This is a genomic window from Caldifermentibacillus hisashii (genome assembly GCF_039654145.1).
Lineage (GTDB): Bacteria > Bacillota > Bacilli > Bacillales > Caldibacillaceae > Caldifermentibacillus > Caldifermentibacillus hisashii.
Genome location: NZ_CP155467.1, coordinates 2,633,435 through 2,646,456, shown reverse-complemented (window position 1 = coordinate 2,646,456; position 13,022 = coordinate 2,633,435). Strand labels below are relative to the sequence as shown.

Annotated in this window: 20 protein-coding genes; 18 read left to right on the top strand and 2 right to left on the bottom strand. The window is 37.6% G+C overall.

Annotated elements, in window-relative coordinates:
• Positions 1-96: 96 nt before the first annotated feature.
• Both NSQ14_RS12885 and NSQ14_RS12880 read right to left on the bottom strand, forming a co-directional pair.
• Positions 97-561: an ImmA/IrrE family metallo-endopeptidase gene (locus tag NSQ14_RS12885; RefSeq protein ID WP_346216469.1), complete on the bottom strand. Its 465-nt coding sequence runs from the start codon at positions 559-561 to the stop codon at positions 97-99.
• 6 nt (positions 562-567) lie between these two features.
• The gene (locus tag NSQ14_RS12880; protein WP_346216468.1) at positions 568-906 is read right to left on the bottom strand and encodes a helix-turn-helix transcriptional regulator; all 339 of its coding nucleotides are present in this window, start codon (positions 904-906) and stop codon (positions 568-570) included.
• Between the two features lie 198 nt (positions 907-1,104).
• Here NSQ14_RS12880 and NSQ14_RS12875 point away from each other — a divergent pair, with 198 nt between their 5' ends.
• The 18 genes from NSQ14_RS12875 to NSQ14_RS12790 all read left to right on the top strand — a co-directional run bounded on the left by NSQ14_RS12875 (position 1,105) and on the right by NSQ14_RS12790 (position 12,996).
• Positions 1,105-1,344, top strand: coding sequence for a helix-turn-helix transcriptional regulator (locus NSQ14_RS12875; protein ID WP_342019964.1), 240 nt, complete (start codon positions 1,105-1,107; stop codon positions 1,342-1,344).
• A 37-nt stretch (positions 1,345-1,381) separates the two neighbouring features.
• Positions 1,382-1,702 carry a DUF771 domain-containing protein gene (locus NSQ14_RS12870; RefSeq protein WP_346216467.1) on the top strand — a complete coding sequence of 107 codons (321 nt, stop codon included), beginning with the start codon at positions 1,382-1,384 and terminating at the stop codon, positions 1,700-1,702.
• Between the two features lie 6 nt (positions 1,703-1,708).
• Positions 1,709-1,885 carry a hypothetical protein gene (locus NSQ14_RS12865; protein WP_346216466.1) on the top strand — a complete coding sequence of 59 codons (177 nt, stop codon included), beginning with the start codon at positions 1,709-1,711 and terminating at the stop codon, positions 1,883-1,885.
• A 41-nt stretch (positions 1,886-1,926) separates the two neighbouring features.
• Positions 1,927-2,073: a hypothetical protein gene (locus NSQ14_RS12860; protein ID WP_346216465.1), complete on the top strand. Its 147-nt coding sequence runs from the start codon at positions 1,927-1,929 to the stop codon at positions 2,071-2,073.
• Between the two features lie 84 nt (positions 2,074-2,157).
• The gene (locus NSQ14_RS12855; protein ID WP_346216464.1) at positions 2,158-2,577 is read left to right on the top strand and encodes a replication terminator protein; all 420 of its coding nucleotides are present in this window, start codon (positions 2,158-2,160) and stop codon (positions 2,575-2,577) included.
• A 6-nt stretch (positions 2,578-2,583) separates the two neighbouring features.
• Positions 2,584-3,336 carry a hypothetical protein gene (locus NSQ14_RS12850; protein WP_346216463.1) on the top strand — a complete coding sequence of 251 codons (753 nt, stop codon included), beginning with the start codon at positions 2,584-2,586 and terminating at the stop codon, positions 3,334-3,336.
• Positions 3,337-3,350: 14 nt separating this feature from the next.
• The gene (locus NSQ14_RS12845) at positions 3,351-4,652 is read left to right on the top strand and encodes an AAA family ATPase (protein WP_346216462.1); all 1,302 of its coding nucleotides are present in this window, start codon (positions 3,351-3,353) and stop codon (positions 4,650-4,652) included.
• Positions 4,652-5,731, top strand: a complete 1,080-nt coding sequence (locus NSQ14_RS12840) for an ATP-binding protein (protein ID WP_346216461.1) — start codon at positions 4,652-4,654, stop codon at positions 5,729-5,731. The genes NSQ14_RS12845 and NSQ14_RS12840 overlap by 1 nt, the downstream gene beginning before the upstream one ends.
• Before the next feature lie 22 nt (positions 5,732-5,753).
• The gene (locus NSQ14_RS12835; protein ID WP_346216460.1) at positions 5,754-6,269 is read left to right on the top strand and encodes a hypothetical protein; all 516 of its coding nucleotides are present in this window, start codon (positions 5,754-5,756) and stop codon (positions 6,267-6,269) included.
• A 9-nt stretch (positions 6,270-6,278) separates the two neighbouring features.
• Positions 6,279-7,859 (top strand): DEAD/DEAH box helicase, encoded by a 1,581-nt coding sequence (locus NSQ14_RS12830; protein ID WP_346216459.1) that lies wholly within the window; start codon positions 6,279-6,281, stop codon positions 7,857-7,859.
• Positions 7,860-7,898: 39 nt separating this feature from the next.
• On the top strand, positions 7,899-8,081 hold the full coding sequence (locus tag NSQ14_RS12825; protein ID WP_346216458.1) for a hypothetical protein: 183 nt from the start codon (positions 7,899-7,901) through the stop codon (positions 8,079-8,081).
• 53 nt (positions 8,082-8,134) lie between these two features.
• A complete protein-coding gene (locus tag NSQ14_RS12820; RefSeq protein WP_346216457.1) occupies positions 8,135-10,384 on the top strand; it encodes an AAA family ATPase in 2,250 nt (749 codons plus the stop codon).
• Between the two features lie 521 nt (positions 10,385-10,905).
• Entirely contained in the window at positions 10,906-11,301 is a 396-nt protein-coding gene (locus NSQ14_RS12815; RefSeq protein ID WP_342019979.1) for a RusA family crossover junction endodeoxyribonuclease, read from the top strand.
• Positions 11,301-11,519, top strand: a complete 219-nt coding sequence (locus NSQ14_RS12810; RefSeq protein ID WP_342019980.1) for a hypothetical protein — start codon at positions 11,301-11,303, stop codon at positions 11,517-11,519. Before NSQ14_RS12815 ends, NSQ14_RS12810 begins: the two co-directional genes overlap by 1 nt.
• Before the next feature lie 5 nt (positions 11,520-11,524).
• Entirely contained in the window at positions 11,525-11,758 is a 234-nt protein-coding gene (locus NSQ14_RS12805) for a hypothetical protein (RefSeq protein WP_346216456.1), read from the top strand.
• Positions 11,745-11,906 (top strand): DUF7167 family protein, encoded by a 162-nt coding sequence (locus NSQ14_RS12800; protein WP_346216455.1) that lies wholly within the window; start codon positions 11,745-11,747, stop codon positions 11,904-11,906. Before NSQ14_RS12805 ends, NSQ14_RS12800 begins: the two co-directional genes overlap by 14 nt.
• A complete protein-coding gene (locus tag NSQ14_RS12795) occupies positions 11,903-12,334 on the top strand; it encodes a transcriptional regulator (protein ID WP_346216454.1) in 432 nt (143 codons plus the stop codon). The genes NSQ14_RS12800 and NSQ14_RS12795 overlap by 4 nt, the downstream gene beginning before the upstream one ends.
• Positions 12,335-12,627: 293 nt before the next feature.
• Positions 12,628-12,996, top strand: a complete 369-nt coding sequence (locus NSQ14_RS12790) for a PH domain-containing protein (protein ID WP_041848252.1) — start codon at positions 12,628-12,630, stop codon at positions 12,994-12,996.
• Positions 12,997-13,022 lie beyond the last annotated feature (26 nt).

The window sequence follows — 13,022 nt, the reverse complement described above, 5'->3', positions numbered from 1 at the left end:
AACCATTTCCCCTTTTTATTTTTAGTGTTAGATAATAAAATTCACGTATTTACAACGCTATCACCTCCCTAAATGGAAAGTATGTTCGTTTTAAAGTTAAAAATTTTTTAGTTCGAGTACACCTAATGGTTCAAAGTAAAGTATTTTACCCTCAATTTCTGTAAATAATCCATATTCTTCCTTATAACGTTTAATCGCATCTTCTAAAAATTCTTCCGTAACAGCAAGATATTCCGCAAGTTCGTATTTAGTCTGTATTCCTTCTTTGCTTGCGGAAATTAACTTTTCAAGCGGTACCAATTTTTTATACGCCCAATTCCTAGCACGTTTTTCTTGTTTCCGGTTCTCAATTTTTGATTGATCTAAAATGTTTCCGCTAGATGTATGATAATGACCTAATTCTTCGGCAAGTACACAGGCCTTTTCGATTGATGACTCTATTTTTTTATTAATACAGACAACATTGTTTGAGTATAACCCCTTTATTTTTTTGCTTAATTTTTTCTCATAGACTGACACCCCGAGTAATTCAGACTCAAATAATAAATCTTCATAGCCCATATTTCTCTACTCCTGTTGTTTCCTTTTGGCTTTAACAAATTCCATAAATTTTTCAATTTCTTCCAATTCTTCATCTGTCCACTCATCCCCATCATGATGAGCAGCTATAGTTGTTACGTCATCTTCATTGCTTTTATTACCAATTAGCCAGTCTAGGGAAACGTTAAAATAATCAGCGTACATATTAGCGTCATCTATGTTAGGTTTTGACTCGCCTTTCTCCCACCTATAAATAGAACTTTTACTAGTTTTCGCATCATATTTTCTTGCGAATTCTTGAGCTAATTGTTCCAAAGATAGTTTTTTACTGGTTCTCAATTGTGTTATCTTCTCCGAAAAAGACATCATAAGAATCCCCCTCAAACTTTTTTAAAACTTAAACGTCCTTAAATTATTTAAATACATTTTAATATATCCGTTCCAAAAATTCAACAGGTTTTAATAAATTTCCCGAAAATGAAATTTTTCGTTTGACTTTTATTTTTTATGGTGTATTATAATAATTACAAGGCGTTCCAAAAATGGGAAATGGAGGTGATTAAATTGGATAATAAAAAACCATTTTATAAGTTAAAAGGGTATCTCGCCGAAAACGGAATAAAGCAAAGAGACCTAGCGAGACAAATAGGAATGAGTGAAGTTAGCTTATCTCAAAAGATTAACCGTGCAGGAAGTACATTTACCATTGATGAGGTGAAAAAGATTTGCGAAGTACTGGGTATATCAGCAGATGATTTTTTTTTAACTCAATCGTTCCAAAAATGGGAAAAGAAAGTAGTTTGAAGAAATGTCATGAAACAATGAAAGGAGGTGAAAAAGTTTGCAACAGTTAAAAGCAGAGGTGGTTATACAGATTCCTAAAGACATGGTACTAGTTTCAAAAATCGAACTTGAGGAATTAAAGCGGCAAGAATTAACCGGTGTTTATTGGACAATGAAAGATTTACAAAAAAGGATCAATAAAAGTGATAGATGGATTAAGGATAACATTCTATATCCATCTAAATTCCGGAAAATTTTAGATGTTGAAAACGGTGGTTTTGTCTATTATCCAAAAAACCAAGGCCAAACATGGAGCTATCAAGCTACGAAAATGGCGGCATTTTTGGAAAAGCATTTTAAAGAAATTTTCAAGGGGTGAAACAAAATGATTTTGGTTTATACCAAGGAAGAAATTGAAGAATTACGCAGAGCGCATGAATTAGCTGAAGCCGTGAAAATATGGCATAAAATGCTACAAAACGGTGATTTGAACAGTGATGTGTTTATAAAACTTGTCGGAGAAAAAATAGAAGAAATTGAAAGGAGACGTGAAGATGATTGAGTCAATGTTTGGGATGTTGTAAATCAAGAGGAGGGAAAAACATGTCATTAAGTGCAAATTTAGCAGAATATGTTTCGGATGGTGATTTAAGTACAAAGCTTGAAAACGTGGAGTATTCGACAAATTTAAGGGATATTGTAACGGTTGGGTACATGATTGAGCACTTTAAAGGGAGTGACGAACAATGATGTATAAAAAAAAGACCACTCGGTAAAGTGGCCAAAGAAAATCAATTTCTAAATAGATTATAACACGAAAGGAGTTTTTATGAAATGTCCAATAAAGCAATTGACTTGCAACTATCACAATTGGCCAATGGAGCAATCCAGGAAAAATTAGATTATCAATTAAAAAAAGTTTTTGAAAACATACATGACCCGAACACAAAAGCCGAAGCTAAACGGACAATCACAATTAAACTTGAATTTGTCCCGGATGAAAACCGCCAAACGATAAAAGTAAATTGCGATATGTCTCATAATCTTGCAAATGTTAAGGGTGTATCCATGACAGTATTAACTGGGAAAGATTTATCTAATGGAAAGATTGAAGCTCGGGAACTTAAATCAAATATACCCGGACAAACTTATTTTGATGATGATGGTATTAAATCAGATGTTGGGATACCAATTGATGTCATTGAACGCGAGCAAAACCGAAAAATTATTAATCTACAGGAAAATAGGGGGTAACAATTCATGATAAAAGAAGCACTCAAATATTTAATGGATCTGTCAATTAAACCGGATGAAAGAGTCGTAGATATTACCGATGCTGAAGGAAATAACCGCACATTCATTATTGATAGTGAGGGAGACCCAAAGGAAGTTAAACCACTAATTACTCGCGCAACAGAACCATTACGTATCAATACGCTAACAGGTTTAGTTGAATATGTGAAAGCAAACCTTGAAAGAACAAACTCACAATTCTTCTTACAAGTACTTGATGAAAAAACAGTGCTTTTAAAAGGGTTGTTAGATAGTCTAGGAGGTCGTGAAACATTAATTATTGCTGAAGCAATTACTCCGACATTTAATTACGGATATTTCCTAAGCACAGAAGAGCTTATCATTGCTTTCCAATCAAAATTTGTTCAAACAAAAGACAGAGACTTGTTGTTGAAAGTGGTTGGAAATGTTAAGGAAGAAAACGTTCGTGAGACAGGTGATAACGGAATTGCTCAAGCCGTAACCATTAAAACTGGTGTTGCTTCGGCTGCTGATGTACTAGTTCCTAACCCTGTAAATTTAGCGCCTTATCGAACATTTCTTGAAGTAGAACAACCTACAAGTAATTTTATTTTTCGAATGAAAGATGGTCCGGTTGGTGCAATTTTTGAAGCCGATGGGGGAGCATGGAGAAATCAAGCTATAGCCAACGTTCGTGAATACTTAGCTACTGAATTAGAATCAGAAATTGAAAAAGGGAGAATTACTATTATCGCTTAAGGAGGGACGTGATCATGATAAAAATTAACAAGCTGGAAATAGAAAATGTAAAACGTGTAAAAGCTGTAAAAATTGAGCCTACTTCATCCGGCCTAACCATCGTTGGCGGAAAGAATAATCAAGGTAAAACAAGTGTATTAGATGCAATAGCTTGGGGGCTGGGCGGTAACAAATACAAGCCTAGCCAAGCAAATCGTGAAGGTAGTGTTGTACCGCCTTACTTACACATTGTTTTATCTAATGGTTTGGTAGTTGAGCGTAAAGGTAAAAACAGCGATTTAAAAGTTATTGACCCGAACGGCCAAAAGGCAGGGCAACAGCTTTTAGATAGTTTTGTAGAAGAGTTGGCTATTAATCTTCCGAAATTCATGAATTCGACAAGTAAAGAAAAAGCAAATATCTTACTACAGATTATCGGTGTCGGGGACAAGTTGGCAGAACTCGAGAGAAAGGAAATGGAGCTTTACAACAATCGTCATGCAATAGGTCAGATTGCAGACCAAAAAGCGAAATTTGCCAAAGAACAACCGTATTATCCAGATGCTCCGAAGGAACTTATTTCTCCGTCTGAGTTGATTAAACAACAACAAGAGATATTAGCTAGGAACGGAGAAAATCAACGGAAAAGACAAAACCTAGCGCAAATCCAACAGCAACATACCTTACAAGGACAAGAAGTTGAACGATTAAGACGACAATTAGCTGAAGCAGAAGCAGTTTATGCTAAACTCGGTCAAGATTTAGCTACTGCACAAAAAGATGCGCTAGACCTGGTAGATGAATCTACAGAAGAGTTAGAAGCTAATATCCAACAGATTGACGAGATTAATAGAAAAGTCCGGGCGAATCTTGATAAAGAGAAAGCCGAAGAAGAGGCAAATGAATACCGAAATCAATACGACAATCTAACCAATCAGATTGAAAAGATTCGTAAGCAGAAAACGGACCTATTAACCAATGCAGATTTGCCTTTAGAAGGCTTATCAGTAGAAGATGGTGAGTTAATTTACAAAGGCCAAAAATGGGATAACATGAGTGGCTCTGATCAGTTAAAAGTATCGACGGCTATTGTTCGTAAATTGAAACCAGATTGTGGTTTTATCCTATTAGACAAATTGGAACAGATGGACTTAGACACGTTAAAAGAGTTTGGACAATGGTTAGAACAGGAAGGATTACAAGCTATTGCGACTAGGGTTTCTACAGGTGATGAGTGCTCTATCATTATTGAGGATGGTTATGCTGTAGGACAGCAATCGGTAGTTGAGCAACCCTCGGTACCAACCGCACCAACATGGAAAGCAGGTGAATTTTAATGAATATAACTCGTGGAAAGGTAGCCAAAGCACAAAAAGTTGTGATTTATGGTCCCGAAGGAATTGGGAAGTCTACATTGGCTTCTCAATTTCCCGAACCTGTTTTTATCGACACAGAGGGAAGTACAGCAAATATGGACTTAGCAAGATTGGACAAGCCGTCAAGTTGGTCATTCTTGTTGCAACAAATAGATTGGGTAAAACAAAACAGACCATGTAAGACGTTAGTTATAGACACAATCGACTGGGCAGAACGCATGTGTATTGAACATATTTGCCAAACAAATCAAAAAAGAAGTATTGAAGATTTTGGTTACGGAGCCGGCTATATCAAATTAGAGGAAGAACTTGGTCGTTTCCTTAATGTTTTGCAAGATGTTGTTGATATGGGTATCAATGTTGTTTTAACTGCCCATGCTCAAATTCGGAAATTTGAACAACCGGACGAAATGGGTGCTTATGATCGCTATGAATTGAAGTTAGGTAAAAAAACCTCAGCCCGTACTTCAGCGTTGGTAAAAGAATGGGCAGATATGGTTCTGTTTGCTAATTACAAGATTTACTCCGTAGCTACTGACAAAGACGGTAAAAAACATAAAGCACAAGGTGGTGCCCGTGTTATATACACACAACATCATCCTGCCTGGGACGCCAAAAACCGTCATAATTTGCCGGAAGAAATACCGATGGATTATTCACATATTGCCCATATTTTTAACGAAATAACTCAAATAGAGAATGTGCCGGTACAAAAGCCTGAACAACAGATTCAGCAACCGGAACAACAATCTATAACCGAACCATTGGTTCAGACATCTCAACCTCAACCGGATTTGACAACGGAGCCAGCAAAGACAGTAGAACTAAATCCAATGATACCGAAGTCATTGCGGGACTTAATGATTCAAAATAATGTATCAGAGGAAGAAATTCAGATAGTTGTTAGCAAAAGAGGGTATTACCCAATGGGGACACCTATCACAAACTATGATCCCGGATTTGTCGAAGGTGTATTAGTTGGTGCGTGGCCGCAAGTATATAACATGATTCTAGAGTTTAGAAAAGATCTACCATTTTAAAACAACTTAGGAGGAATTAATAATGAGTGAAGAAAGAGAATTAATGTGGGATGACGAGATAGAAAAGGATGGGGCTGATTTTGTCCTACTTCCTGAAGGTGATTATTATTTCACTGTTACAAAGATGGAACGTGCCCGTTTTGCTGGTAGTGAAAAAATGCCACCTTGTAACCAAGCAAAACTCGAGCTGACTATCCACAGCCCCGAATACGGTGATGTAATTGTATTTCATAACTTGTTCCTTCACACAAAAACAGAGGGATTATTATCTAACTTTTTTACTGGAATCGGCCAAAAGAAAAAAGGCGAAAAGTTAAAAATGAACTGGAATACAGTAATTGGTGCTAAAGGTAAATGCAAATTAATAGTAAACAAATATATGTCAAAAGGTGAAGAAAGAGCAATTAACCAAGTCCGAAAATTTTATCCATTTGAAGAGGCTTTTCCTAATGCACAAACTAATAATTTCCAACAATCATCTAATTACCAAGCGCCTTTTCCAACTAATAACAATGGATTTACACCAGGGCAGTTTTAGGAGGTAATTATGGAACTTAGAGACTATCAACAGGAAGCCCGTGAAGCCATACAAAACGAATGGGAAAAGGGCATTAAAAAAACTTTGTTAGTATTACCTACTGGGTGCGGTAAAACAATCGTCTTTTCAAAAGTAATTGAGGACCGGGTGAAAAAGGGCGAGCGTGTTCTCGTCCTCGCTCACCGGGGCGAATTGTTAGAACAAGCTGCTGACAAGTTAGAAAAATCCACAGGACTGAAATGTGCCACTGAAAAAGCTGAACAAACATCAATTGGTAGTTGGTACCGTGTCGTAGTCGGCAGTGTTCAAACGTTACAGCGTGAAAAACGTTTGAAAAACTTTCCTAAAGACTTTTTTGACACAATTGTCATTGATGAAGCGCATCACTGTATTTCAGATGGGTATCAACGAGTCCTGACATATTTTGATCAGGCGAATGTACTAGGTGTTACAGCTACACCAGACAGGGGAGATATGCGCAACTTAGGTACATACTTCGAGAGTCTAGCTTATGAATATACGTTACCTAGAGCGATTAAAGAAGGATATTTAAGTCCGATTAAGGCTTTAACTATTCCCTTGCAATTAGATTTGTCAACAGTTGGCCAACAAGCTGGTGACTTTAAAACAAGTGATTTAGGGACAGCGTTGGACCCTTATTTAGAATCGATTGCTGATGAAATGTGGAAAAATGCAAGAGATAGAAAGATTGTCGTATTTCTTCCGTTGGTTAAAACGTCACAAAAATTCACGGAAATTTTAAATAATAAGGGTTTTAAAGCGGCAGAAGTAAACGGAGAGTCACAAGACCGAGCTGAAATACTTGAAGAATTTGATAAAGGAAAATATAACGTCCTTTGCAATTCTATGTTACTTACGGAAGGTTGGGATTGTCCAAGTGTTGATTGTGTTGTAGTTCTCAGGCCGACAAAAGTAAGAAGTTTATACAGTCAGATGGTTGGGCGCGGTACCCGACTTTTTCCTGGAAAAACTGAATTATTGTTACTGGATTTCTTGTGGCACACAGAACGTCATGAGCTTTGCCATCCGGCGCATTTAATAGCTAGTAATGATGAAGTTGTTGCAGCAATGACGAAAAAAATTGAAGAGGCAGGTATTCCACTCGATTTAGAGATAGTAGAAAAACAGGCTACTGAGGATGTAGTGGCTCAACGAGAAGAAGCGCTTGCTAAGCAACTAGCTGAAATGAAAAAGCGCAAGCGTAAACTTGTGGATCCATTGCAATTTGAAATGAGTATCCAAGCCGAGGACTTATCAAGCTATGTACCAACATTTGGATGGGAGATGGGCCCGCCAAGTGAAAAACAAATTAAAACGCTTGAGAAATTGGGTATTTTTCCGGACGAAATCGACAATGCAGGGAAAGCTACTAAACTATTAGAACGATTAAATAAACGGCGTCAAGAAGGACTAACCACGCCGAAGCAAATACGTTTCTTAGAACAACGTGGTTTCCAACATGTGGGCACATGGAAATTTGAAACGGCCAAAAAATTGATTGATCGAATTGCGGCAAATGGTTGGCGAATACCTGCAGGTATCAATCCAAAAGAGTATAAAGCTGAGTAATAGAAACAAAATGCGAATTAAGAATCGGAGGAAAATGAAATGGAACTTAAAGTAGGGGATAGAATAGAAATAATAGGAAAAAACGGAGTAGCAGTTGCTAAAGGGACTATTTACAACATCAATGAATTTCGTGAGCCTAGCATGAAGTATGCAGTTCATGTTGATGGCTATAAAGAAGATGTTTTATTTTTTGGAGAATCACAATTAGTAAAAATTGATTGATACTAAATACGTTGACCATTATGAGATGAAAGCCAAGAAAGTTGGTGAGGTATTTGGAAACTAAACTAGATCTGCTTCCTTTACTAGATTATATAGATCCTACTTACTTAAGTTACAAAGAATGGATCGATGTAGGAATGGCCCTGAAGCATGAAGGCTATACAGCGGCCGATTGGGACGAATGGAGCAAACGGGATGGTGCGCGTTACCATCCCGGAGAATGTTTCAAGAAGTGGACAACATTCGAAGGAACTGGTATTACCGGTGCGACTATTACGCAGATGGCCAAAGAAAATGGATGGGCTCCGCACAGAACCAATGAAGAATCCAGGGAACTAGACTGGGATGACGAAATCAGCAAGGATGAAGACTATAAAATTATTGATGAAAACTGGATTGAGGGAAAAGAAATTCATGAACCCATCCATTGGAATCCAGTTCGAGAAATTACGCGATATTTAGAAACGCTTTTTCAGTCTACTGATAATGTCGGTTATGTTACGGAAACTTATAAAATTATCGATGAAAAAACAGGGGAAATCATTTATAAGCCTACGGCGGGTGCATATGACAGGACAGCTGGACAATTAATTGAAGCATTGAACAATTGTAATGGTGATATCGGATCTGTTCTTGGTGATTATAATGAGGAAGCTGGGGCATGGATTCGCTTTAACCCGTTGGACGGTAAAGGAGTAAAAAATGAAAATGTAACAGATTACCGATATGCATTAGTCGAGTCTGACAACATGGATATAGAAAAACAAAATGCCATCCTACGCGAATTGGAGTTGCCAATCGCCATTATGGTTCATAGTGGAAAGAGAAGTATTCACGCCATTGTACGAGTCGATGCACCAAATTATGAGGAATACCGCAAACGTGTTGATTATTTGTATAACGTATGTAAGAAAAATGGGTTGAATATCGATAATCAAAACAGAAATCCATCACGATTAAGTCGGTTGCCGGGAGTAATCCGCAACGGTAAAAAGCAATTTATCATCGATACGAACATCGGAAAAGCTGATTGGGATGAATGGCACGAGTGGATTGAGGATTTAAATGATGATTTGCCTGATATGGAGAGTCTATCAGATTTTTATAATGATTTACCAGATTTAGCACCGGCATTAATTGAAGGGGTGCTTAGACAAGGCCATAAAATGCTTATGGCTGGACCTTCTAAGGCAGGGAAGTCATTTGCATTGATTGAGTTAACAATTGCTATAGCAGAAGGTGCCAAATGGCTTGGTTGGCAATGTGCCCAAGGGAAAGTATTATATGTCAATTTAGAGTTAGATCGTCCAAGTGCTTTACATCGTTTTAAAGATGTTTACCAAGCGTTAGGCATTCAGCCGAAAAACATAGGGAATATCGATATATGGAACTTAAGAGGAAAAACGGTACCTATGGACAAGCTAGCCCCTAAATTGATTAGGAGAGCACAGAAAAAGAATTATATCGCGGTTATTATTGACCCGATTTATAAAGTATTAACAGGTGATGAGAATAGCGCTGACCAAATGGCTCACTTTACAAATCAGTTTGACAAAATCGCTACAGAATTAGGTTCTAGTGTTATCTATTGTCACCATCATTCTAAAGGGACACAGGGCAATAAGAAATCAATGGATAGGGCGAGTGGTTCAGGCGTATTTGCCCGGGATCCCGATGCCCTGATTGACCTGGTTGAGTTGGAGCTTACCGATGCCCTAATCAAGCAACAAGAAGGTAAAGTAGTAGCTGAAATATATGCAAATGCCATTAAACAAGTAAACTTTGACTACTATGATGAACACATTGGTCCAGATGATGAACAAAGTGTTTTCCAAATGGTTGAACATGCAAAACGTGTACTTTCGCAAGAACAGCTGGCACAAGTAGAATCAGAAATTGCTAAAGCTGTAAAAAGTATTCGCATAAGGTCAGCATGGCGGGTAGAAGGAACTCTACGGGAGTATCCAAAGTTTGAACCGGTGAACATGTGGTTCCAGTATCCTATCCACAAAGTGGATGATACAGGCATTTTAAAGGATATCGAACCAGAAGGGAACCTACCACCGTGGAAGAATGCCATGAATAAACGTAAGGATCCTGAACAGAAGAAACAAGAACGTATAGAAGCATTAGAAACAGCGTTCGAGGCTCTAGATGGAGAAAATAATCCTGTTACTGTGGGCGACTTAGCCGAATACATGGGGACTTCAAAAAGAACTATTTGGAATCGCATAAAAGAACACGGTGGATTTGAAACTAAAAGAAATCCGGATGATAAGGAAAGTTATGTAAGCAGAAAGTAACCGAGAAAAAACACGTTATTTTCGTTTCATACTAACACATTACAAGTGTGAAAAAAACATAATTTTCACTTTCGCACTTGTATATCTTAACCGAGAAAAAAACATGAAATAACGTTATTTTCACACTATGAAATATAAGTGTGAAATAAACATTAATTTTCGTTATTTTCGCAGGTAGAAAAAAACACTATATAAATATATATTTTTTTCTTCACACGTGCGTGTGTAGTCGTGTGGGTGTAGTCGTGCGTGAGCAAGCACGACGACCTACAACCACACACTAGACTACAAGGCCAAAAGTTTAAATTAACAAAACGTAATAATTACGATTTAAAAGGTGGGTGATCTTTAATGAGAAATAAGTATCCAGGTTATTGCTACAGGTGTGGAGGATACGTTGGAAAAGGAGAAGGTCATTTTGAAAGAAAAAAAGGTTACTGGCGATTGCAGCATGCAGAATGCGCTATTAAATATCGAGGTACCAATGTACAAGGTAATGGAGTACGACCGGAGGTGACTAAATGACGACTGAATTCTTTATGCTGATGTTGCCTCCGACTACAACACATCAACAGAAACAAGTTACGATAAAAAATGGAAAACCAGTGTTTTATGAGCCGGATGAACTGAAGGCGGCACGATCTAAGTTAATGGCTTACCTTGGTCAACATGTTCCGGAAAATAAATACACCGGTCCAGTTCGGTTGATAACCAAGTGGTGCTATCCGATAACTGGGAAACATACTGACGGCGAGTATAAATATACCAAGCCAGATACAGATAATTTACAAAAACTATTAAAAGACTGTATGACCGATTGTGGTTACTGGAAAGATGACGCTTTAGTAGTTTCAGAGATTACAGAAAAGTTTTGGGCAAACGTCCCAGGTATTTATATTAAAATCGAGGCGATTTGATGGACTACCAAAAGTTTTATAACGAAGTCGTGGATTGGATAAATACTGCAAATCAGATGGCCATGAAATATGGTTTAGATAGTATGGACTTTTGGAACTGGGTTACGTATTCAACTGGTGAAATGGGGAAAAAGTACAACAATCATCCATTGGTAATCAGGCAAATGGCCATGTTATACGATTGGCTAGATGATATTTATGCGGAAAAGGAGATGTGAAAAATATGGTCGAGAACAAAATGACCTTTGACAAGCATATGTTTAAGAAGCATGCGCCTTTAGATATTAAAAAACTATTATCATCACATGTCGACAATCTGGATGGTAAAGAAGTCGTATTTAACAAAGAAAAATTCGGGATTATAACTGAATATGAAGTGGATGGGCAACTGTTTTACTTATATCCAGTATCAAAAGATTGGTGCACGAATGGAGATGATAAAAGTGCGAAAAATTAAATTCACAATCTCATTGGGGTTAGTCGGCTGTAGTAGGGAAGATGTAATCGAATTTGAAGATGACACAACAGACGAAGAAATTCAACAAGCATATACAGATTGGATGTACGAACAAATTGACGGTGGTTGGAAAGAGGTGGAAGAATGAACGTTGCAGCAAAACCAAGAAAAGTTACGTTTAAACATGCAGAAGCAGAATGGTATAACTACTATCACACGTTAAAAGAGATTGCCAGACTACGAGAAGAAATCATGTCACCTTTCCGGGATGAAACTGACGAGAACAGGGGCGGCGGAAAGTCCAATATTCCCGGAAAGCCAACAGAACGAATTGCGACTAGACTAGCAACAAACAAAAAGCTGGAGTACTTAACAGAGATTGTTGAGGCAATCGAACAAGTTTACAATGCGTTGCCGGACGACTATAAAAAGTTGGTAAGGTTGAAATACTGGAACCGCAATAAAAGGCTGACGTGGGAGGGAATAGCCGGGGAATTGCATGTAAATCGAGCAACGGCTATGCGTTGGAGAGATAGCATCATTCAAGCGACAATTGAACTTCTTGGATGGAGATAAAAAGTTGCGACTAAAATGCGACTTTTGACGTCTAAAAAAGTGCTAATATGGTAATGTGGGCGAAATGGTAGAAACCATTAAAACCCGCAAAAAATAAGCTGTTGACGAGTCTAATTAGTCTTTTATTTGTTCCTTTTATGAAGGACTTGGCCAGTTGCAAGTCGCCTAGGTTGTGGATAACTTAGGTGACTCTTTTTATCGTGTTTTCCTCCTGAATTTTTTAGGTATTTGGAAGGATTTTTATTTTGTTTGTCGAAGTTTATCTTTATAAAGCAAAACGGGAGGACTGAAATATGGCAGAAGAAAAGACAATTTTGGAATTTGAGACCTATTTGTTTGGGATTAAAGGGAACGATAGTGGGTTAATAAAAATACCTAGAGAAAAGTATGAATTGACAAACGAACGACTAAAAATAACTAAGCAAGGTGTTATTGCCGAATCAAAAAGTGATATCGAATTATACAAAGTAAAAGACATTACAGTCATCCAAAAGTTAAAGGACAAGGTAATGGATATCGGCGACATTGAGATTATGACGGCCGATAATACAAAACACATTTTAAAACGTATTAAAAGTCCGTATGACGTACGGGAAACAATTAGAAACGCAGCCAAAGAAGCAAGAGAAGCAGTTGGAGTTACATATCGAGTAGATCTATAGGGGGACCTGAAATAGGGTCCTTTTTA